At 36.1% G+C, this 22,311-nt stretch carries 20 protein-coding genes; 9 read left to right on the top strand and 11 right to left on the bottom strand.

Annotation, left to right across the window (positions count from 1 at the left end):
- Positions 1 to 57: 57 nt before the first annotated feature.
- Positions 58 to 678, top strand: coding sequence for a spore protease YyaC (yyaC, locus tag RCG20_RS11240; RefSeq protein WP_308180263.1), 621 nt, complete (start codon positions 58 to 60; stop codon positions 676 to 678).
- A gap of 53 nt (positions 679 to 731) precedes the next feature.
- Here the strand turns inward: yyaC and RCG20_RS11245 are convergent, their stop codons facing one another.
- The 11 genes from RCG20_RS11245 to rpmH form a co-directional block, all read right to left on the bottom strand.
- Positions 732 to 1,445 carry a DUF554 domain-containing protein gene (locus RCG20_RS11245; RefSeq protein WP_308180265.1) on the bottom strand — a complete coding sequence of 238 codons (714 nt, stop codon included), beginning with the start codon at positions 1,443 to 1,445 and terminating at the stop codon, positions 732 to 734.
- Positions 1,446 to 1,504: 59 nt separating this feature from the next.
- Entirely contained in the window at positions 1,505 to 2,359 is an 855-nt protein-coding gene (locus RCG20_RS11250; protein WP_308180266.1) for a ParB/RepB/Spo0J family partition protein, read from the bottom strand.
- A complete protein-coding gene (locus RCG20_RS11255; protein ID WP_308180267.1) occupies positions 2,352 to 3,113 on the bottom strand; it encodes a ParA family protein in 762 nt (253 codons plus the stop codon). Before RCG20_RS11255 ends, RCG20_RS11250 begins: the two co-directional genes overlap by 8 nt.
- Positions 3,114 to 3,408: 295 nt before the next feature.
- Positions 3,409 to 4,287, bottom strand: coding sequence for a nucleoid occlusion protein (noc, locus tag RCG20_RS11260; RefSeq protein ID WP_308180268.1), 879 nt, complete (start codon positions 4,285 to 4,287; stop codon positions 3,409 to 3,411).
- 165 nt (positions 4,288 to 4,452) lie between these two features.
- Positions 4,453 to 5,169 (bottom strand): 16S rRNA (guanine(527)-N(7))-methyltransferase RsmG, encoded by a 717-nt coding sequence (gene rsmG / locus RCG20_RS11265; RefSeq protein ID WP_308180269.1) that lies wholly within the window; start codon positions 5,167 to 5,169, stop codon positions 4,453 to 4,455.
- Positions 5,170 to 5,202: 33 nt separating this feature from the next.
- Positions 5,203 to 7,092 carry a tRNA uridine-5-carboxymethylaminomethyl(34) synthesis enzyme MnmG gene (gene mnmG / locus RCG20_RS11270; protein ID WP_308180270.1) on the bottom strand — a complete coding sequence of 630 codons (1,890 nt, stop codon included), beginning with the start codon at positions 7,090 to 7,092 and terminating at the stop codon, positions 5,203 to 5,205.
- A gap of 65 nt (positions 7,093 to 7,157) precedes the next feature.
- A complete protein-coding gene (mnmE, locus tag RCG20_RS11275; protein WP_308180271.1) occupies positions 7,158 to 8,543 on the bottom strand; it encodes a tRNA uridine-5-carboxymethylaminomethyl(34) synthesis GTPase MnmE in 1,386 nt (461 codons plus the stop codon).
- A gap of 343 nt (positions 8,544 to 8,886) precedes the next feature.
- A complete protein-coding gene (gene jag, locus RCG20_RS11280) occupies positions 8,887 to 9,507 on the bottom strand; it encodes an RNA-binding cell elongation regulator Jag/EloR (RefSeq protein ID WP_308180272.1) in 621 nt (206 codons plus the stop codon).
- Positions 9,504 to 10,280, bottom strand: a complete 777-nt coding sequence (gene spoIIIJ, locus RCG20_RS11285; RefSeq protein ID WP_308180273.1) for a YidC family membrane integrase SpoIIIJ — start codon at positions 10,278 to 10,280, stop codon at positions 9,504 to 9,506. Before spoIIIJ ends, jag begins: the two co-directional genes overlap by 4 nt.
- A gap of 257 nt (positions 10,281 to 10,537) precedes the next feature.
- Entirely contained in the window at positions 10,538 to 10,909 is a 372-nt protein-coding gene (gene rnpA, locus RCG20_RS11290) for a ribonuclease P protein component (protein ID WP_308180274.1), read from the bottom strand.
- A 106-nt stretch (positions 10,910 to 11,015) separates the two neighbouring features.
- Positions 11,016 to 11,150, bottom strand: coding sequence for a 50S ribosomal protein L34 (gene rpmH / locus RCG20_RS11295; RefSeq protein WP_074033983.1), 135 nt, complete (start codon positions 11,148 to 11,150; stop codon positions 11,016 to 11,018).
- A gap of 702 nt (positions 11,151 to 11,852) precedes the next feature.
- On the opposite strand from rpmH, the gene dnaA reads away from it, so the two are divergent.
- The 8 genes from dnaA to RCG20_RS11335 all read left to right on the top strand — a co-directional run bounded on the left by dnaA (position 11,853) and on the right by RCG20_RS11335 (position 22,302).
- Entirely contained in the window at positions 11,853 to 13,199 is a 1,347-nt protein-coding gene (gene dnaA / locus RCG20_RS11300; protein ID WP_308180275.1) for a chromosomal replication initiator protein DnaA, read from the top strand.
- A gap of 187 nt (positions 13,200 to 13,386) precedes the next feature.
- Complete coding sequence (gene dnaN, locus RCG20_RS11305; RefSeq protein WP_308180276.1) at positions 13,387 to 14,523, top strand: DNA polymerase III subunit beta; 1,137 nt, start codon at positions 13,387 to 13,389, stop codon at positions 14,521 to 14,523.
- Positions 14,524 to 14,738: 215 nt separating this feature from the next.
- On the top strand, positions 14,739 to 14,951 hold the full coding sequence (gene yaaA, locus RCG20_RS11310) for a S4 domain-containing protein YaaA (RefSeq protein ID WP_308180277.1): 213 nt from the start codon (positions 14,739 to 14,741) through the stop codon (positions 14,949 to 14,951).
- A gap of 44 nt (positions 14,952 to 14,995) precedes the next feature.
- Positions 14,996 to 16,114 carry a DNA replication/repair protein RecF gene (gene recF / locus RCG20_RS11315; protein WP_308180278.1) on the top strand — a complete coding sequence of 373 codons (1,119 nt, stop codon included), beginning with the start codon at positions 14,996 to 14,998 and terminating at the stop codon, positions 16,112 to 16,114.
- An 8-nt stretch (positions 16,115 to 16,122) separates the two neighbouring features.
- Positions 16,123 to 16,371, top strand: coding sequence for an extracellular matrix regulator RemB (remB, locus tag RCG20_RS11320; protein ID WP_308180279.1), 249 nt, complete (start codon positions 16,123 to 16,125; stop codon positions 16,369 to 16,371).
- A 167-nt stretch (positions 16,372 to 16,538) separates the two neighbouring features.
- Positions 16,539 to 18,461 carry a DNA topoisomerase (ATP-hydrolyzing) subunit B gene (gyrB, locus tag RCG20_RS11325; RefSeq protein ID WP_308184327.1) on the top strand — a complete coding sequence of 641 codons (1,923 nt, stop codon included), beginning with the start codon at positions 16,539 to 16,541 and terminating at the stop codon, positions 18,459 to 18,461.
- Between the two features lie 157 nt (positions 18,462 to 18,618).
- Entirely contained in the window at positions 18,619 to 21,147 is a 2,529-nt protein-coding gene (gyrA, locus tag RCG20_RS11330; protein ID WP_308180280.1) for a DNA gyrase subunit A, read from the top strand.
- Between the two features lie 87 nt (positions 21,148 to 21,234).
- Positions 21,235 to 22,302, top strand: a complete 1,068-nt coding sequence (locus RCG20_RS11335) for an HD-GYP domain-containing protein (RefSeq protein ID WP_374120460.1) — start codon at positions 21,235 to 21,237, stop codon at positions 22,300 to 22,302.
- Positions 22,303 to 22,311: the final 9 nt, after the last annotated feature.

Consider the following 22,311-nt stretch of genomic DNA (forward strand, 5'->3'; position numbering starts at 1 on the left):
TATAGATTGCTTAATTTCTCCGTATACTTGTAATAGTAAAAATAAGGAGTGGACTTAATGAATCTAAAGCCAAGCTTTTTTGACGGAAAATTAAAGGAAAGAATTCCCCATGATGATAGTCAAGCTGCAGAGCAACTAGCTATCAAGCTAACTTCATATTTTCCTGTCATTGTAAGCCGCCCGATTGTATTTGTCTGTATTGGTACAGACCGTTCCACTGGTGATTCATTAGGACCGCTTATAGGCACCCTGCTTGAAGAAAAAAATATCCCCTCTTTTTTCATTTATGGCACACTTGACGACCCTATTCATGCTGTTAATCTAGCAGAAAAACTCAAGGAAATTAAGGAAAAACATTTTCATCCTTTTATTATTGGCATTGATGCCTGCTTAGGAAGAGTGAAAAATGTTGGCATGATTGAAATTGGAGATGGGCCCGTCAAACCTGGGGCAGGTGTTAATAAAGAACTTCCACCGGTTGGGAATATTCATATTACTGGAATTGTTAATGTAAGTGGATTTATGGAATTTTTTGTCCTCCAAAATACACGATTAAATTTAGTATTAAAAATCGCCAAAACAATCACAAATGGTATCTACAAGGCAAGCGTTTTATATTCTAAAAATTCAGAGAAACCAAATTACAATTGGCAGAAGGAATCAACTCAATCGAAATAAAAAACAAATGAATTTTTTAAAAGTACAAAAAACAGGGAATTAGCATTCCCTGTTCATATAAATTGATGATAATAATGTAAAATCGTAACAATAACAGCAGTGACCACAATCCCAGGCAAAAAATTAGCCACTCTAATTTTGATAATTCCTGTGAGATTTAGCCCTATAGCAAAGATCATGATACCGCCTGTTGAAGTCATTTCTGTTATAAATTGATCCATTAATGCTTGGGGAACAAATTGATCAATCTGCGTAGCAAACAGGGCAATTATTCCTTCATAGAGCACAACAGGAATAGCAGAAAATAAAACGCCAATACCCAGCGTAGTTGTTAGGATAAGTGAGGTAAAGCCATCAATAATAGATTTTGTGAACAAAACGGCATGATCCCCGCGAATCCCACTATCCAGTGCCCCAATAATGGCCATTGCCCCAATAACAAAGATTAAAGTAGCAGTTACAAATCCTTCTGATATACTTCCTTTTCCACTCGATCCAACTTTTCCTTCAAGCCATTGTCCCAAATCATTTAATCTGTCTTCCAACCTTAGCAGTTCTCCAATTACCGATCCAATTACTAAACTTAAAATGACGATTAAGAAATTTTGGCTTTTTAATCCCATTTGTAATCCCAATACCATTACAGATAAACCAATCGCATACATCACAGTTGATTTCATACCCTCAGGAATTCGATGAAGCAACTTTCCAAGAAGCGATCCAATAATAATCAATACTCCGTTTACAAGAGTTCCGAGTAAAAACATTGCATTCACCTATTTCTTATCTTTTTAAATATGAAAAAATAAACCATCCATTTGATGGTTTAAAGGGATGATTCCTGATTAAGTAGTTCCAAAATGCGCTCTAAATCTTCCTTAGAGAAAAATTCAATTTCAATTTTCCCCTTGTTTTTTGATTGTTTGATATTAACTGTTGTACCAAACATTTCTCTTAGTGAATGCTCACGTTCCAACAAGAATACATCTCTTTTCTTTTCAGGTTTCTTTGTTTCACGTGAAACATTTTCATTCAATTGCTGAATTAATTTTTCAAGCTGACGAACATTTAGATTTTCATTTAGGACCTTTTCCAGAAGGATTGGGAGTTTTTCCTTTTGTCGAAGACCCAAAAGAGCACGCCCATGTCCCATACTGATTTTTCCTGTTGATATCAACTCTTGAATTTTTGGAGGGAGAGATAATAAACGGATATGATTAGCAATATGTGGTCTACTTTTACTTAACCGTTTTGCTACTTCTTCCTGTGTTAAACTTAATTTTTCCATGAGCATTTGATAGGCAAGCCCCTCTTCAATTGGGTTTAAATCTTCCCTTTGAAGGTTCTCTAGCACTCCCAATTCCATCATTTGTTGTTCAGAAAGTTCTCTGACAACCGCAGGAACTGTTTCTAGTTTGGCTTCTTTTGCAGCGCGAAATCGTCTTTCGCCAACAACAATTTCATACCCTTTAATACTTTTTCTCACAATAATTGGTTGTAGGATTCCGTGCTCCAAAATTGACTTTTTTAGTTCATCGATTGCATCTTGTTGGAAGTTCTTTCTGGGCTGGTAAGGATTGGGCCGAAGCTCTTTAACCTTAATCTCTTGAACTGTCTCTTCTTTTTCAACTTCCATATTTGTAAAAAATGCATTCAAGCCTTTTCCTAAACCTTTAGCCATTCGAAACCACTTCCTTCGCCAAATCTAAATACACTTCGGCTCCGCGGGATTTTGGATCATATGTAATGATTGGCTCCCCGTGACTTGGAGCTTCGCTTAGACGTATATTCCTTGGAATAATGGTTTTGTAAACTTTATCTTGAAAGTATTTTTTAACTTCTTCAATAACTTGTATACCTAAATTTGTACGCGCGTCCAACATCGTTAACAAGACGCCTTCAATTTTTAAATCATGATTTAAATGCTTTTGGACGAGTCGAACCGTATTTAACAACTGGCTTAACCCTTCTAAAGCGTAGTATTCACATTGAACTGGGATGAGAACTGCATCAGAGGCAGTAAGTGCATTGATGGTTAATAAACCTAATGATGGAGGACAATCAATAATAATATAGTCAAAGTTATTTTTTACTTCTTCTAGAGCTCGTTTTAGTCGAACCTCTCTAGAAATTGTCGGAACTAACTCAATTTCAGCCCCAGCCAGTTGAATAGTTGCTGGGATGGCAAATAAATTTTCTACGGATGTAGACCTAATTACATCCTTTGCCTCTACATCGTCTACTATAACATCATAGATACATTGGTCGACTTCTGCTTTTTCAATTCCAATACCACTTGTTGCATTCCCCTGTGGGTCTATGTCAACGAGTAATACTTTTTTCCCTATGTATGCTAAGCAGGCGCCTAGGTTGACAGAGGTTGTCGTTTTGCCGACTCCACCTTTTTGATTCGCGATTGCAAGGATTTTGCTCACGATGCCACCTACCTTTTTTTTATATGGGTCTCTTATAGAATTATTTTGTGCAAGCGAACGAGACCCTCAAGATTGCTTTTCTTATTTTCATGACAAACCCTTAAGAAATAACAAACTAATAAACTAGCTTATTCCAAAAAGAGAGAAAGAAAATAGCCATGTTATCTATTTTATCATGAAACTGATTTATTGTTGTTTTTTTTCTAAAATATTCAATTACCATTTTAGGAAAATAGACAAAAAAATAGGAACTGAACGAGTTCTCCGTCCGGTTCCTTGTTTGTAAATGCGCCTCTTATTTTTTCTTTGGTATCCGAATTGTAAATTGATAAAAATCCTCAAATTCTTCCTCTTCGGAGTTTAAATTTATACCATTATCAGACACCATATTAAGAGATTGACGAATAGTATTAACTGCTATTCTCATATCCTTACTAAAGGCCTTTCTTTTTGGCTTTGGTTTTTGATTCTTATGTTCAAGTAGGCGAACCACACGTTCCTCTGTTTGCTTAACATTTAGATTTTTTTCCATAATTTCTTCTAATAGCTTAGCCTGTTTTTCAGGATCTTTTAGCGGTATAAGTGAACGAGCATGGCGTTCAGTAATAAGTTTATTTAATAAAGCATCCTGTACCACCTGTGGTAATTTAAGAAGACGTAGTTTATTAGCAACTGTTGATTGCCCTTTTCCAAGGCGCTGGGCAAGCGCTTCTTGAGTTAAATTATGAATTTCCAACAATTTCCCATATGCGATTGCTTCTTCAATAGGCGAAAGTTCTTCACGTTGTAAATTTTCAATCAAGGCAACAGAAGCTGTTTCAGAATCACTTAAATTATTTATTATTGCTGGTACAACATCCCAGCCAAGCTTCTTCATAGCCCGCCACCGTCGTTCTCCTGCAATAATTTCAAATTTATCTACTTCGAATTCCCTGACAACAATTGGTTGAATAATACCATGAATATGAATCGTCCGTGATAATTCTTCGATTTTTCCATCATCAAAAACCGTTCGAGGCTGAAATCTATTGGGAACAATACTATCAATTGGTATTTTTCTTATTTCTTCTTGTTGACTTTGAACTATTTTTTCTTCTTTATCTAAATCTTGATCATTCTCAACTTGCTCTCCCTTTTCGCCGAGGCCAAAAAAGCGTGTAATCGAATGCTTCATCCCTAACACCACCTTTACGAAACTCCCTATAATAAATTCTCTATAAAAATGACAAGTTCCTGCATCCAAATACATTTTTATACACAATTAACATAGTATTACCACAACACACTAGTTATTTTGAAGTAGGTGTGACGTGCTTACACCCTAATTCCTCCATCAAACCTATTCTATCGGCATTTTATTTGGAGTACCTGGTTTGCGTGGATATTTTTTTGGCGTTTGTTTTTCTTTTTTGATCACTAAGATATTTCTCTCACTATCTTCAATTGGTAGAGTAAAAACAAACGCCTTCTCTACCTTTCCTCCAAGGAGGGAAATAGCCTTTTGCCCAGTTTCTAATTCTTCCTGTGCATGGGCTGCCTTCATCGCAATAAAGTGTCCACCTACTTTTACTAGTGGTAAACAAAGTTCGCTTAAAACAGAAAGTCTTGCTACTGCTCTTGCAGTAACAACATCATACGATTCACGATATGTTGGGTTAACTCCGAATAATTCAGCCCGTTCATGAATAAAATGCACTTTTTCAAGTTCTAAAACGGTAGCAAGATGATTTAAGAATGTTATCCGTTTATTTAATGAATCGACAATCGTTATTTCCAAATGTGGAAAGGCAATCTTTAACGGAATACTTGGGAATCCTGCCCCTGCTCCAACATCGCATAAATGGAAAGGCTTTGAAAAGTCAAAGAAAAATGCAGCCGTAATCGAATCATAAAAATGTTTCAAATAAACATCTTCTTTTTCTGTTATGGCAGTTAGGTTCATTTTTTCATTCCATTCAACAAGCGTTTCGTAATATATTTCAAACTGTTGCAATTGTTGTGCTGTTAAAAGTATCCCTTTTTCTTTAAGGTTAGCTTCAAATTGTTTAATAATCATTTGCAAATATCCTCGATCCGTTAGCTTTGTGTATTAATTATTTCCAATTCTTGCAATTCGACCTTGTTCTAAGTAGATAAGTAAAATGGAGATATCTGCAGGATTAACACCAGAAATTCGTGATGCCTGTGCAATAGATAATGGCTTAATTTTCGTTAGCTTTTGCCTTGCTTCGGTTGCAAGCCCTGTAATTGCTTCATAATCGATATTTTCTGGAATTTTTTTATTCTCCATTTTCTTTAAACGCTCAACCTGCTGCAATGATTTTTCAATATATCCTTCATACTTAATTTGGATCTCTACCTGTTCCTTTATGTCAGTAGCCATTTCAAGTTCACTAGGCGTTAGTTTTTCAAGTAGTTCGTATGTCATTTCTGGCCTTTTCAATAGATCAGATGCTCGAACTCCATCCTTCAATTCACTTCCACCTAAGCTTTTGATTAGGTCTTGTACTTCTTTTGAAGGTCTTATAAAAATCGAATTTAATCTTTTCTTTTCTAACTCAATAGCTTCTCTTTTGGCCAAAAATCTTTCATACCGTTCACCAGGAATAAGCCCGATGTTGTGGCCTATTTCAGTTAATCTCAAATCAGCATTATCGTGGCGCAAAAGGAGGCGGTATTCTGCTCTTGAAGTCAACAATCGATAGGGCTCATTTGTTCCTTTTGTAATTAAATCATCAATTAATACACCTATATAAGCATCCGAACGGCTTAAAATTAATTGATCCCGTCCTAATGCATTTAATCCTGCGTTAATTCCAGCCATGATACCTTGTCCAGCTGCTTCCTCGTACCCAGAAGTTCCATTTATTTGCCCTGCAGTATAAAGGTTTTTCACTACTTTAGTTTCTAATGATGGCCAAAGCTGCGTTGGAACAACTGCATCATACTCTATTGCATACCCGGCTCTCATCATTTGAACTTTTTCAAGACCTGGAATTGTTTTAAGTATTTGCTGTTGAACATCTTCCGGTAAACTCGTTGAAAGACCTTGCACATACACTTCCTTCGTGTTTCTACCTTCCGGCTCAAGAAATATTTGATGACGTGGTTTATCATTGAAACGGACTACTTTGTCCTCAATTGAAGGGCAATAGCGAGGACCTGTTCCTTTAATCATGCCCGAATACATTGGTGAACGATGAAGGTTATTATCAATCAATTGATGTGTTTGTTCATTCGTATAAGTTAACCAACACGGTAATTGATCGGTAATATATCTGGTTGTTTCATATGAAAAAGACCTGGGAACTTCATCACCTGGCTGAATTTCCGTTTTGCTATAATCAATCGTGTGGCTATTTACCCGTGGTGGTGTTCCAGTTTTAAAACGCACCAAATCAAATCCTAATTCCTCTAAATTCTCGGAAAGCCCAATTGATGGCTGCTGATTATTAGGACCACTCGAATATTTTAATTCACCCAGGATAATTTCACCACGGAGGTAAGTACCAGTTGTGATTACAACTGTTTTAGAACGATAAACAGCGCCTGTCTTTGTGATAACACCTGTGCAGACCCCATCCTCAACAATTAAATTCTCAACCATCCCCTGCATTAATACCAAATTTTCTTCATCTTCAAGTGTCTTTTTCATTTCGTGCTGGTAGGCAAATTTATCAGCCTGCGCCCGGAGAGCCCTAACTGCAGGACCTTTACCTGTATTTAACATTCTCATCTGGATATACGTTTTATCAATATTTCTTCCCATCTCGCCGCCAAGTGCGTCAATTTCACGAACGACAATTCCCTTTGCGGGTCCTCCAACAGAAGGATTACATGGCATAAATGCAACCATATCAAGATTAATTGTGATCATTAACGTTTTTGCCCCAAGTCTTGCGGCTGCTAAACCTGCTTCACATCCCGCATGACCCGCTCCTACTACAATAACGTCATAATTTCCTGCTTCGTATTGCATCTTGTTTCTTCCCTTCAGGTTTTTCCATTAACCTAAGAATTCCTACTAAATAATAAGTGAACAATCTATTTACCTAAACAAAATTGGGAGAATAACTGGTCAATGAGGCTTTCATGAATGCTTTCACCAATAATTTCACCAAGCAACTCCCATGTTCTTGTTAAATCAATCTGGACGATATCAATTGGTATTCCCAAATCGATACCCTCGGTTGCTTCTTCAATTGAGTGTAGTGCTTGGTTTAACAGGGCAATATGCCGACTATTTGACACATATGTCATATCGCCAGTTTCAATCGAACCTGCAAAGAATAATGAAGCAATCGCTTCTTCTAATTCATCTATACCCCTATCTTCTAAAAGTGAGGTAGCAATGATTTTATGATTGTGGGCTAATTCCTGCACTCGGTCCATTTCGATTTGTTGGGGAAGATCAGTTTTGTTGACAATAACAATTACGTCCATGCCAACAACCGCCTTAAAAAGATTCTCATCTTCTACTGTTAATGGATCTGAGGAATTTAATACAAGTAAAAGTAAATCAGCTTCTTTTAATACTTGACGGGATCGTTCGACTCCAATTCGCTCAACAATATCTTCGGTTTCCCTAATTCCAGCTGTATCTAAGAGCTTTAAAGGGACACCTCTAACATTTACATATTCTTCAATGACATCACGGGTCGTTCCTGGTATATCAGTAACAATAGCTTTATTTTCATGTACTAAACTATTTAATAAAGATGATTTACCTACATTTGGTCGCCCTATAATAACTGTTGAAAGTCCTTCTCGTAAAATTTTTCCCTGTTCAGACGTCTGTAAAAGCCCCTTAATTTCTGAATGAATGAGAGAAGTCTTTTCCTTCAACATTTTATGAGTCATTTCTTCCACATCTTCGTACTCTGGATAATCAATATTTACTTCAACATGGGCAAGTGTTTCTAAAATTTCTTGTCTTAAATGGCGTATTAGTTTGGACAACCGTCCTTCGATTTGTCCAAGAGCAACGTTCATCGCTCTGTCCGTTTTTGCCCTAATCAAATCCATAACCGCTTCTGCCTGTGACAAATCGATTCTCCCATTTAGGAAAGCACGTTTTGTAAATTCACCAGGTTCAGCAAGTACTGCACCATTATTCAAGATAAGCTGCAAAACACGATTGACTGATACAATCCCACCATGGCAGTTAATTTCAACAATATCTTCTTTCGTGAAGGTTTTTGGCCCCCTCATTACAGAAACCATTACTTCCTCAACAATTTGTCCATTTTTCGGGTCAAATAAATGACCATAGTGAATTGTATGCGTCGGAACTTCCTTTAGCCTTTTCTCAGTAATGCCTTTAAATACTTTATCAGCTATACTAATGGATTCCTCTCCGCTCAATCGAACAATTGCAATTGCGCCCTCACCCATTGGCGTTGAAATAGCCGCAATTGTATCGAACTCCATTTCATTCACCTCACTTATAACCGATTTATTTTTATTAATAAATTACACTTTTATCTCAAATTATTAGAATACCACACAAGTCTTTTTTTAGAAAAGCACAATCGCCCTTTGATTAGGAGCATTGCTTAAAAACTGCACATTACTGTACTGGTCTTCTTGCACTAGACATTTCTCTTCTTACCTTGATATTTATCCACATTTTTTTTACTCATTTCATATTATTTTAACTTATCCACATGTGAATAACAATAAATCGAAAAAAACTAAGGTGACTACTCCAATGCTTTTTCAAAAATCACAAAAAAAAAACACCCTATACAGATTAGGATGTTTTCAAAAAGGATTACTTTAAAGGTGTGATAACAATAAATCGATGTGGTTCATTTCCATCAGAAAATGTTTTTACACGTTTATTTTCGGCTAAAGCAGTATGAATTACTTTGCGCTCATATGAAGGCATTGGTTCTAAAGTAACACTTTTCCCAGTTCTAATAGCCTTTTGGGAAAGTCGCCACGCCAGTTGAACCAGTGTGTCATTTCTTCTTTTCCGGTAATCCTCGGCATCCAAAATTAACGTTAGGTATTGGTCAGAGTAACGATTAATTACCAGTTGGGTTAAATATTGGAGCGAATTAAGCGTTTGGCCCCTTTTTCCGATCAACAGAGCTATTTTTTCTCCTGTCAATGTAAAGTGAATATGTTTTCCATCCCGCTTTACATCAATTTCGATCGGTGCTCCCATTTTTTCGCTTATCTGGCTTAAAAAATTCCTCGCCTCATCTAAAGCGTCTATTTTTACAATTACCTTTACGATTGCTGGACGTGATCCAAAAATACCAAAAAGTCCTTTTTTTCCTTCATCAATAATGGAGATATCTGCGCGGTCTCTTGTTGTTTTTAATTGAGCTAAAGCTGATTCTACTGCTTCTTCGACAGTTTGTCCTGTAGCAGTTACCTGTTTCACTTCTTTGCTCCTCCCGCATTACCAGTTGCTGACGTTTTCAGCTCTGGTCCTTTTATAAAGTAGGTTTGAACAATCATAAAAATATTTCCGACTACCCAATATAAAGAAAGAGCTGCCGGATAGCTAAAAGCAAAAACAACAATCATAATTGGCATCATCCAGAGCATCATACCCATTTGAGGGTTCTGATTAGCAGTTCCAGCCATCATCATTTTTTGTTGAATGAACGTCGTAATCCCCGCAATGATCGGCAAAATATAATATGGATCCTTTTCTCCAAGATCAAACCAAAGGAAGCTATCCTGTGCAATTGCTGCCGTTCTTGTAATAGCATGATAGAAACCAATTAAAATAGGCATTTGAATTAATAACGGGAAACATCCTGCCATTGGATTAACGCCATTTTTTTGAAAAAGGGCCATTGTTTCTTGTTGCAGTTGCTGCTGAGTCTTTTGATCTTTGGAGCTATATTTCTTTTTAAGTTCTGCTAATTGAGGCTGTAATGTTTGCATGGCTTTTGAACTTCTAGTCTGTTTAACCATTAATGGCAATAAAATTAACCGGATTAAGATAGTAACTGCTATAATGGATAATCCAAAACTACCTCCGAATATATCAGCCACTTTTATAATGAACCAAGATAAAGGATAAACAATATATTGATTCCAAATTCCGGTACTTTCTGGAGTAATAGGTTGCTTAAGTTGACTACATCCCGCTAACAGCAGGAATAAGGAAAGCACCCCGATCAAAAGTAATATTCGTCTTTTCAACCAAATTTTCCTCCTAACATATTTATATTAATCGCTATGTTAAATAACTCTGTCAATTTAACAAAGCCATTTTAATAGTAAATTATTAAACAGAATATGTATGGGTTTTAAACAGCAATAGATAGTTTGTATAAAGAAAACTCGCTGATTGGCGTGCCCCTAAGGGCGATGATTAGGCGAAGTTGCCCTTATGCACTAGCAGAATTTATGGATATAAATTCTGCTTAGCCTAAAAAGGGAGGAATTTAAGCAAGTGCTTAAACTCCCCTATTTATATGACCAACATTCTCTTTCTTTAAAACCTTGCCAACTTTAAGAACATGCGTCAAACTTTTCTTTACTTCAAAAAAGTCCATGTCAGCCGCAGGTTTCCTAGCTATAATCACATAATCATTTCCAGTATAAATCAAATCATTCAATTCGAAAATAGATTGTCTTATATACCTTTTAATTTTATTTCTTATCACGGAATTGCCAACCTTTTTACTAACTGAAAGGCCCACTCGAAAAGATACCTGTTCCTCTTTTCGCAAAGCATAAATGACAAACTGCCTATTTGCGAATGATCGACCTTTTTGGAATGCTTCTTGAAATTCTTTATTTTTTTTAATTCGAAATTCTTTTTTCATGGAAAAACACCCTCAGTTTTTGGATCATCCAATAGATTGATGATTATTTCTCCCACTGGTAAAAGTCCCTTTATGAGAAAAAAGACCACTGAGACGTTTCAGTGGTCTATGCTGATAATACTTTTCTTCCTTTACGACGGCGACGAGCTAAGACGTTACGTCCGTTTGATGAGCTCATTCTACTACGAAAACCGTGTACTTTACTATGTTTTCTTTTATTAGGTTGATAAGTTCTTTTCACTATATGACACCTCCCTGAGGAATAGCTGTTACAGACAGTCTTAACTATTATAAAGACGACTACTTAAAATTGTCAACCACTCTCAACATATTATGCCCTATTTTCAAATTTTTTTCAAAGGTTTTAATAGAAAGTCTAAATTTAACAATTCAAAGTTTGTCTAACACACTAACCTTAGAACAAACAAAACGTACTTTTTTCCCCCTGTGGATAAAAAAATCGACAAATTCCCCCATCTTCACAATTTATCGACAGGTTTTTCACAAATCATTAGGTTGTGGACAAATAACATACACACAATCTCATGGTTGTGGATAAACTTTCGAAAAACATTGCGCCTCTTGCAAATTTTTGATATTATATTTGTGTTTTCACTCTGAATAACTCGATCATAAATAAAGGTTATCCACATTTTGTGGATAACCTGTGGATAGGTTATTCATCCACACTGTAGAAACTTGTCCACAACAAGTGGATAGTGTCGAAACTTCACTCCTTTTCTTATATATATATTTTTCCACATTCATTACTCTGTATATTTATAAAATTATAGGATTTAGAGGGTTAAAAACCTGTATTATTCGTGCCAAATTTAAGTATGCTAATGGACAAAAAGGCATTTGTAAAAGTAGGGATTGTTTAAATAAATCCTACAAACTTAACGGATACATTTACATTTCTACAAAAAGGAGGGATACTCGTTTGGAAAACATTGCAGATCTTTGGAATACGGCGCTTGGAAACATAGAGAAAAAGATCAGCAAACCTAGCTTTGAAACATGGCTTAAGTCAACAAAGGCTCATTCTCTTCAAGGCAATTTGCTTATTATAACAGCCCCTAATGAATTTGCCCGTGACTGGCTGGAAGAGCGCTATTCGCAACTAATTGCTGGAATTTTATATGAGATAACTGGCGAAGAACTTACTGCCAAATTTATTATTCCACAAAACCAAAGTGAAGAAGAACCTGATTTACCTTTGCCTCCAAAGAGGAGTAAAAAGGATGATGAACAAGTTGATTTTCCACAAAATATGTTAAATCCTAAATACTTGTTCGATTCATTTGTAATTGGCTCAGGAAACAGATTTGCCCATGCTGCATCCCTTGCAGTTGCTGAAGCGCCCGCAAAAGCCTATAACCCTTTATTCATTTATGGAGGCGTTGGTTTAGGTAAAACCCACTTAATGCATGCCATTGGTCATTATGTAATTGAACATAATCCTTCAGCAAAAGTGGTCTATTTATCATCAGAAAAGTTTACAAATGAGTTTATTAACTCAATCAGGGACAATAAAGCAGTTCAATTCCGCAATAAATATCGAAATGTGGATGTTTTATTGATAGATGATATTCAATTCTTAGCTGGAAAAGAATCAACTCAAGAAGAATTCTTCCATACGTTTAATGCCCTTCACGATGAAAGTAAACAAATTGTAATCTCAAGTGACCGGCCACCAAGGGAAATACCAACATTAGAAGATCGACTAAGGTCCCGTTTCGAATGGGGTTTAATTACAGATATCACTCCTCCAGATTTGGAAACAAGGATTGCTATACTGAGGAAAAAGGCCAGGGCAGAAGGTTTAGATATACCTAATGAAGCCATGCTTTATATTGCTAATCAAATTGATACAAACATTCGGGAACTTGAGGGAGCATTAATTCGGGTTGTCGCCTATTCATCTTTAATCAATAAAGATATTAATGCAGATCTGGCTGCGGAAGCATTAAAGGATATCATCCCTAGTTCGAAGCCAAGAATCATTACTATACTTGAGATACAAAAGGTTGTCGGCCAACATTATAGTATTAAACTTGAGGATTTTAAGGCAAAGAAACGAACGAAATCTGTTGCTTTTCCAAGGCAAGTTGCTATGTATTTATCACGGGAGCTAACAGATTATTCTTTGCCTAAAATTGGTGAGGAATTTGGGGGAAGGGATCACACAACGGTTATTCACGCCCATGAAAAAATTTCAAAACTTCTTCAGACCGATTCGCAATTACAAAGACAAGTAAAAGAGATACATGAGATTTTAAAAGTCTAGTATTTTATGTGAATAACTTTGCTCTGTTTATACACAGTCTATCCACATGTGGATAGACTGTGTTTCCTTTGAAATAAATACGTTATCCACATACTAACAGGCCCTACTAGTACTTCTACTATTTTTTTAAATTCTAATATAATATATAAAGCAACTTTAAAATAGACTAAAACGGAGGATCGATTTCATGAAATTTATTATCCAACGAGATCGTTTAGTTCAAAGTGTACAAGATGTAATGAAAGCTGTGACATCAAGAACAACGATCCCAATCCTTACAGGGATAAAAATAGTTGCAACCACGGATGGAGTCACATTAACTGGCAGTGATTCTGATATTTCAATTGAATCTTTCATTCCTAGAGAAGAAAATGGAGATGAAATTGTCGAGATTAAACAAACAGGTGCCATCGTACTTCAAGCAAAGTTCTTTAGTGAAATTGTCAAAAAATTACCTACTGAAACTGTCGAAATGGAAGTATTAAATCACCTACAAACTGTTATTCGATATGGAAAATCAGAATTTAATCTTAATGGTCTTGATGCTGAAGAATACCCACACCTTCCACAAATTGAAGAAAACAACAAATTTCATATGGAAAATGATTTATTAAAAGCAATGATACGACAAACTGTCTTTGCAGTGTCCACCTCAGAAACACGCCCCATCTTGACAGGTGTCAACTGGAAGATTGAAAACAATGAGTTAACCTGTATTGCAACAGACAGCCATCGTCTCGCGATGAGAAAAGCAAAAATTGAAACGGAAAATAACGAATCATATAATGTCGTTATTCCAGGAAAGAGTCTAAATGAGTTAAGTAAAATTATTGATGACTCAAATGAATTAATTGATATTGTCATTACTGAAAATCAAGTACTGTTTAAAGCAAAGCATTTATTATTCTTCTCTAGATTGTTAGAAGGAAACTATCCCGACACTTCTAGGCTTATACCAAGTGAAAGCAAAACAAATGTGACTGTAAAAGCAAAGGAATTTTTACATGCAATAGACCGTGCCTCTTTACTTGCCCGCGAGGGAAGAAATAACGTTGTTAAATTGTCTACCGTCGAAGCCGGTATTATTGAGATATCCTCTAACACACCCGAAGTTGGAAAGGTTATTGAGGAGATTCAAACTCAATCAATTGAGGGTGAAGAACTAAAGATATCCTTTAGTGCGAAATATATGATGGATGCTCTCAAGGCATTAGAAGGAACCGATATTAAAATAAGTTTCACAGGCGCAATGCGTCCATTCTTAATCGGACCACTTCATGATGAATCGATTTTGCAATTAATTTTACCAGTGAGAACATACTAAGAAAAATGCCCTTATGCACTAGCAGAATTTTCGGATATTAAATCTGCTTAGCTAAAAAAAATTCTAAAAGTCAAAAACTAAAAAGCTGCCATAAAAGGTGGTTTTTTCAGTTTAAATCAATTCTTTTTTTGTTTCTCCATGGTTTTCTTTGTATCTAGAAGGATTATTTAGTAAAATAAAGTTTTAGAGACCATTTCAGGAAAGGGTGAACTTTAATGCCTACAGAAATAAAGGTCGAAACGGAATTTATAACCTTAGGGCAATTTCTTAAATTTGCTGATATCATTCAAACAGGTGGAATGGCAAAATGGTTTTTAAGTGAAAATACCATTCTTATAAACGAGGAACAAGATCAAAGAAGAGGAAGAAAGCTTTATGCTGGAGACAAAGTTCAGATTAAGGGCTTTGGTGAGTTTTTGATTGTCTAGCTTCAGCTTTTTTGATTACCAAGTAGCTAAAGGATGCTAATACCATGTATATCGAGCAATTAGCCTTAAAAAATTATCGTAATTATGATGAATTGAATATTTCCTTTGAAAATAAAGTAAATGTCATCTTAGGTGAAAATGCTCAAGGGAAAACCAATGTGATGGAATCCATCTATGTTTTAGCTATGGCAAAATCGCACCGTACTTCAAATGATAAAGATCTTATTCGCTGGGATGAAGACTATGCTAAAATAGAAGGTAGAATCCTTAAACAATTTGGTTCTTTACCAATGCAACTGATCATCTCAAAAAAAGGGAAAAAGGCAAAGTGCAACCATATTGAACAACAAAAGTTAAGTCGATATGTTGGAAATATGAATGTTGTGATGTTTGCTCCGGAAGATCTCAATCTCGTAAAAGGCAGTCCACAAGTAAGACGCCGTTTTATTGATATGGAAATTGGCCAGGTGTCCCCTATTTATTTACATGATATGAGTCAATATCAAAAGATACTTCAACAACGCAATCATTTTTTAAAAATGCTGCAAATAAAAAAACAAACCGATCAAACGATGCTTGAAGTACTAACCGAGCAATTTATCCAAACAGCAGTAAAAATCATTTCCAAAAGATTTGAGTTTCTTCACTTGCTTGAAAATTGGGCTAAGCCTATTCACAAAGGTATTTCAAGAGGATTAGAAGAACTGAAAATTGAATATAAACCTTCAGTGGATGTATTAGAAGAACAAGATTTGTCGAAAATGATAGCATGCTTTGAGGAAAAATTTAACAAAGTTAAAACGAGGGAAATCGAACGTGGAACGACGTTGTTTGGTCCACACCGTGATGATTTACAATTTTCTGTCAATAATAGGGATATTCAAACGTTTGGATCGCAAGGTCAACAACGGACAACTGCCCTATCAGTAAAACTTGCCGAAATTGAATTAATTCATTCTGAAATTGGCGAATATCCAATTTTACTTCTTGACGATGTTTTATCTGAATTAGATGATTATCGTCAATCCCATTTATTAAATACCATTCAGGGTAAGGTTCAAACATTTGTTACAACAACAAGTGTTGAGGGAATTAATCATCAAACCTTGAGAGAAGCTTCGACTTTTTTGGTGGAGTCTGGAGCGATTAATAAAATTACCTGAGGTGTGATATGTATATTCATATTGGAGAAGACCTGAATGTCAGGGCAAAGGATGTCATTTCCATTTTGGATAAAGAGAGCGTCAACTCTTCATCATTGATTGAAGAGTTTTTAAAGCGTCATGAAGGGAATTTAATTAATCTTTCCAAAAATCCATTTAAATCGATTGTGATTACGAGTGACAAAGTTTATCTATCTCCCCTTGCTTCTGGAACATTAAAAAGACGCTCCAGTCAAATGAATATACAAGACTTTTAATTCAAAACGCCTATGATGCTAAAACCTCACATTCTAACATGAGGAATTTTATAATTTAATTAATTAAGCCAGCATAAGGCGGTGTGAGCAACTGCTCTTCACCATTATTTCAAAACAATGTATGTAGTAGACCCTAGTAAAGAAAGTGTAGGTGAACAAAAGTGACAATGGAACAAAAGGAACTCCAGGAAGAGGCTTACGGAGCGGATCAAATACAGGTTCTTGAGGGACTCGAGGCAGTCAGAAAAAGACCTGGTATGTATATTGGATCGACAAGTGGAAAAGGCCTACATCATCTCGTTTGGGAAATAGTCGATAATAGTATTGACGAGGCTTTAGCAGGATTCTGTGATGAAATCAATATTATTATTGAGAAAGATAACAGTATCACGGTTAAAGACAACGGTCGTGGGATTCCAGTTGGTATACAGGAAAAAATGGGTAGACCAGCTGTTGAAGTTATTATGACAGTTCTTCATGCCGGTGGTAAGTTTGGCGGTGGAGGATATAAGGTATCCGGAGGGCTGCATGGTGTTGGCGCTTCAGTTGTAAACGCATTGTCTAAACAGCTTGAGGTTTATGTTCATCGGGATGGACATATTCATTACCAACAGTTTGAACGTGGTGTCCCTGTAGCAGACCTAAAGATAATTGGCGATACCGACCATACAGGGACAACAACACATTTTGTTCCTGATGAGGAAATTTTCACAGAAACATTAGAATATGAATATGAAACTCTCGCAACTCGCCTTCGTGAACTAGCCTTTTTAAATCGGGCGATTAAAATAACGATTGATGATAAACGAGTTGAAAATAAACATAATGAGTATTTTTACGAGGGCGGTATTAAATCTTATGTTGAGCATTTAAACCGTACGAAGGAAGTTGTTCATGAGGATCCCATTTATTTAGAGGGAGAACGCGATGGAATAACAGTTGAAGTTGCTCTCCAATATAACGAAGGCTACACAGAAAGTATTTATTCCTTCGCTAATAATATTCATACGTATGAAGGCGGAACACATGAATCGGGTTTTAAAACAGCTTTAACAAGAGTAATTAATGACTATGCACGGAAAAATGGGATTTTTAAAGATAACGATGCAAATCTCTCTGGAGAAGATGTACGTGAAGGATTGACAGCTATTATCTCTGTTAAGCATCCTAATCCACAATTCGAAGGACAAACAAAAACAAAATTAGGTAATTCTGAAGTAAGAACCATTACCGATGCTGTCTTTGCTAGTCATCTTGAAAAATTCTTGATGGAAAATCCAACTGTAGCCAAAAAAGTTGTTGAAAAAGGATTAATGGCTGCAAGAGCTAGAATGGCTGCTAAAAAAGCAAGAGAGCTCACACGCAGGAAAAGTGCGTTGGAGGTTTCTAGTTTACCTGGGAAATTAGCTGATTGTTCTTCAAAAGATCCAGCCATCAGTGAGATTTATATCGTTGAGGGTGACTCAGCGGGTGGTTCAGCCAAGCAAGGAAGGGACCGTCATTTCCAAGCAATTCTACCGCTCCGTGGGAAAATTTTAAATGTTGAAAAGGCTCGTCTAGATAAAATTCTCTCAAACAATGAAGTTAGAGCAATGATAACTGCGATTGGAACAGGAATTGGCGAGGATTTTGATATTTCAAGAGCTCGGTACCACAAAATTGTCATTATGACAGATGCGGATGTCGACGGTGCTCACATTCGGACATTGATATTAACGTTCTTTTACAGATATATGAGACAAATTCTTGAGGCTGGATATATCTATATAGCCCAACCGCCATTATATAAAGTTCAGCAGGGAAAACGGATCGAGTATGCTTATAATAGTCAAGAACTTGATCGAATTTTCGCAGAATTACCAAGTCAACCAAAACCTAATATTCAACGCTATAAAGGTCTTGGTGAAATGAACCCTGAGCAATTATGGGAAACAACGATGGACCCAGCTACTAGGACAATGCTTCAAGTGAATTTAGAGGATGCAATTGAAGCTGATGAGACATTTGAAATGCTCATGGGTGACAAAGTAGAACCACGACGTAATTTTATTGAAGCCAATGCTCAATATGTGAAAAACTTAGATATTTAGCGTTAGCCCGAACATAACTTGATTAGTAGGACGATCTAACAATTTAGACGTTAGACTTTCTTTTTAAAGGATAGAGGTTTGACCACTATCCTCCTTTTAGCTTATAAACACGTACAAGCTTTACCTATGAAGTTTTTCAAAATGGAGGTATCTAAATATGGATGAGACACCAAATTCTCAAGTAAAAGAAATTAATATAAGTCAGGAAATGAAAACATCCTTTCTAGACTATGCCATGAGTGTTATTGTTTCTAGGGCTCTTCCAGATGTTCGAGATGGCTTAAAGCCAGTACATCGTCGTATTCTTTATGCGATGCATGATCTTGGAATGCATTCAGATAAACCGTATAAAAAGTCGGCACGTATTGTTGGGGATGTTATCGGTAAGTATCACCCACATGGAGATTCAGCTGTTTATGAAACTATGGTACGTATGGCGCAAAATTTTAATTATCGCTATATGCTTGTAGATGGCCATGGAAATTTCGGTTCTGTTGATGGTGATTCCGCAGCTGCAATGCGTTATACAGAATCACGTATGTCTAAAATTTCAATGGAATTACTTAGAGATATTAATAAAGATACAATTGATTATCAAGATAACTATGATGGTGAAGAAAAGGAACCTGTTGTTCTTCCTGCACGCTTTCCAAATCTTTTAGTTAATGGGACAACTGGAATCGCTGTAGGTATGGCTACGAATATTCCCCCGCATCAATTAGGAGAAATTATTGATGGTGTTTTAGCCATTAGTAAAGACCCTGATATTTCTACTCAAGAGTTAATGGAGATTATCCCTGGTCCGGATTTTCCTACAGGTGGATTAATTCTTGGGCGAAGTGGTATTCGTAAGGCATATGAGACAGGTCGAGGATCTATAACTTTACGTGCAAAAGTAGATATTGAACAAAAGTCAAATGGTAAAGAAGTTATTATTGTAAATGAACTTCCTTATCAGGTTAATAAGGCTAGACTTATTGAAAAAATAGCTGAATTAGCAAGAGATAAGAAAATTGATGGAATTACCGATTTACGAGATGAATCAGACCGTAAAGGTATGAGAATTGTCATAGAAGTTCGTAAAGACGCCAATGCGAATGTTCTTTTAAATAACCTGTATAAGCATACAGCGTTACAAACTAGCTTTGGTATAAATACGCTAGCCCTTGTTAATGGTGAACCAAAAGTATTGAACATCAAACAGTGCTTAGTTTACTATCTAGATCATCAAAAAGTTGTAATCCGTAGAAGGACCGAGTTTGAATTAAGAAAAGCTAAAGCTCGTGCCCATATTCTAGAAGGTTTAAGAATTGCTTTAGACCATCTAGATCAAGTGATAACTTTAATTCGAAGCTCACAAACAACGGATATTGCCCGAGAAGGGTTAATGTCAAACTTTAATTTATCAGAGAAGCAAGCTCAAGCAATCCTTGATATGCGCTTGCAACGCTTAACTGGGTTGGAAAGAGAAAAAATTGAAGATGAATTTCAAAATCTTATGAAACTTATAGCTGAATTAATGGCTATTCTTGCAAACGAAGAGAAAGTTTTAGAAATTATACGCGAAGAGTTAACAGAAATTAAAGAGCGATTTAACGATAAGCGTAGAACGGAAATCGTTACAGGTGGATTAGAAAATATTGAAGATGAAGATTTGATTCCACGCGAGAATATCGTGATCACGTTAACACATAACGGTTATATTAAACGATTGCCTGTTTCTACGTACCGTTCGCAAAAAAGAGGTGGACGGGGTATTCAAGGGATGGGAACAAACGAAGATGACTTTGTTGAACATCTTATAAGTACATCAACCCATGATACGATCTTATTCTTTACAAATAAGGGCAAGGTGTACCGTTCCAAAGGCTATGAGATCCCTGAATATAGTCGTACTGCTAAAGGGATTCCAATTATTAACCTTTTGGGAATTGAAAAGGGAGAATGGGTAAATGCTATTATCCCTGTAGTAGAATTCGTAGATGATTGGTATTTGTTCTTTACCACAAAAGAAGGAATCTCGAAGCGATCACCTTTAACTTCTTTTGCAAACATTCGAAATAACGGCTTAATTGCAATAAATCTTCGCGAAGGTGATGAACTTATTTCTGCCAGACTTACAGACGGTAGCAAAGAGATTATCATTGGTACGAAGAAAGGAATGTTAATTCGTTTCCCAGAAACGGATGTACGATCCATGGGGAGAACTGCAACAGGTGTCAAAGGTATTTCATTACGAAGTGATGATGAAGTTGTTGGTATGGAAGTGCTTGAGGAAAATACAAACATACTTATAGTTACTAAGAATGGATATGGAAAGAGAACACCAGCACCGGAATACCGTGTTCAAGGTAGGGGCGGAAAAGGAATTAAGACGTGCCATATAACCGATAAAAACGGCGACCTTGTTTCCATGAAAGCTGTTACTGGTGAAGAAGATCTCATGCTTATTACAACTGGTGGGGTTCTAATCCGAATCGATGTTGATGGAATCTCAACAATGGGAAGAAATACAATAGGTGTTAAGCTTATAAATATAAAAGAAAATGAAAATGAATTCGTCGCCACAGTTGCAAAAGTGGAGAAGGAAGAAGAAGAAATAGAAGAAATAGTAGAAAGTGAAGAAAGTGAAGAAAGTGAAACAACAACTGATCCCGTCAGTGCAGAAAAAGAAGATGTAGAATAAATAAATTTTAGAGGAACGCCAAAAGCGTTCCTCTTTTTTGGTAAAATAGTACTAAATAGTAAATGAGAGATTATTGGGGTGTGTTCCTTGCGAGTAAATATAAAAGATATCCAAGAGGGCTGTATTCTATCAGTAGATGTATTTAGTAAAACAAATCGACCCATTATAACCAAGAAAACAATTATCACAGCATCGCTAATTAATGTATTAAAGGCTTTTATGATTCGTGAAGTAGAGGTTGAAAGAATACTTGTTAATGGAGTCCCGTTTCTTCCTTATGACATAGATGCTAACGAAACAAGACAAAGACTTGGATTCACGGAATTATTTTTACAATCCGTTAATCAATATAAAAAGGAATTTCATTCATGGCAATCTGGACTTCCAATAGATATAAGTAAAATTAGGGCACTATTATTACCACTTTTAGAGAAAATGGAGATTTACCCTTCTGAAGTATTCAATTTACATCATTTCTCTACAAAAGAAGATTATATGTACCAGCATCCAGTTGCTGTTGGAGTTATAAGCGGATATATCGGGAAGAAGACAAACCTAGAAAAAGGTGAATGGCTACAGCTTGCCCTGGCAGGTTGTCTTGCAGATTGTGGTATGGCAAAAATCAACCCTTCTATATTAAATAAAAAAACATCGTTAACTAGCCATGAGTACGAGGAAGTGAAGAAACATACCATTTTTAGCTATAAAATGGTACAGAATATTTCTGTTTTAAGAAAAGATGTTAAGATTGCTATCCTTGAACATCACGAAAGATTAGATGGAAGCGGGTATCCATTGGGAGAAAAATCGCAAAAAATACATGAATACGCAAAAATTATCGCCCTTGCAGATATTTTCCATGCGATGACTTCTGAGAGATTATATCGCAGCAAACAATCCCCTTTTAAGGTACTAGAAATGATTATAGAAGATAGTTTTGGAAAATTTGATATTAACATTATAAAATCGATTAGTTCTAGTATTATTACATATTCATCAGGAGATAAAGTTAGACTGTCTGATGGTAGAGAAGCAGAAATTCTATTTGTGGATGGAAAATCTCCAACACGCCCACTAGTAAAAATAGCTGATACCGAAGAAATCATTCAGCTTGCACAGTACAGACAATTACATATAGATAGAATCCTATCATAAGTTTTTTGT

Origin of the sequence: Neobacillus sp. PS3-40 (assembly GCF_030915485.1) — a bacterium.
Lineage (GTDB): Bacteria > Bacillota > Bacilli > Bacillales > Cytobacillaceae > JAUZPL01.

Coding starts and splice junctions, on each gene's coding strand:
- yyaC (WP_308180263.1), top strand. CDS start 58: ATGAATCTAAAGCCAAGCTTTTTTGACGGAAAATTAAAGGAAAGAATT.
- RCG20_RS11245 (WP_308180265.1), bottom strand. CDS start 1,445: ATGTTTTTACTCGGAACTCTTGTAAACGGAGTATTGATTATTATTGGA.
- RCG20_RS11250 (WP_308180266.1), bottom strand. CDS start 2,359: ATGGCTAAAGGTTTAGGAAAAGGCTTGAATGCATTTTTTACAAATATG.
- noc (WP_308180268.1), bottom strand. CDS start 4,287: ATGAAGCATTCGATTACACGCTTTTTTGGCCTCGGCGAAAAGGGAGAG.
- rsmG (WP_308180269.1), bottom strand. CDS start 5,169: ATGATTATTAAACAATTTGAAGCTAACCTTAAAGAAAAAGGGATACTT.
- mnmG (WP_308180270.1), bottom strand. CDS start 7,092: ATGCAATACGAAGCAGGAAATTATGACGTTATTGTAGTAGGAGCGGGT.
- mnmE (WP_308180271.1), bottom strand. CDS start 8,543: ATGGAGTTCGATACAATTGCGGCTATTTCAACGCCAATGGGTGAGGGC.
- rnpA (WP_308180274.1), bottom strand. CDS start 10,909: ATGAAAAAAGAATTTCGAATTAAAAAAAATAAAGAATTTCAAGAAGCA.
- dnaN (WP_308180276.1), top strand. CDS start 13,387: ATGAAATTTATTATCCAACGAGATCGTTTAGTTCAAAGTGTACAAGAT.
- yaaA (WP_308180277.1), top strand. CDS start 14,739: ATGCCTACAGAAATAAAGGTCGAAACGGAATTTATAACCTTAGGGCAA.
- recF (WP_308180278.1), top strand. CDS start 14,996: ATGTATATCGAGCAATTAGCCTTAAAAAATTATCGTAATTATGATGAA.
- remB (WP_308180279.1), top strand. CDS start 16,123: ATGTATATTCATATTGGAGAAGACCTGAATGTCAGGGCAAAGGATGTC.
- gyrB (WP_308184327.1), top strand. CDS start 16,539: ATGGAACAAAAGGAACTCCAGGAAGAGGCTTACGGAGCGGATCAAATA.
- gyrA (WP_308180280.1), top strand. CDS start 18,619: ATGGATGAGACACCAAATTCTCAAGTAAAAGAAATTAATATAAGTCAG.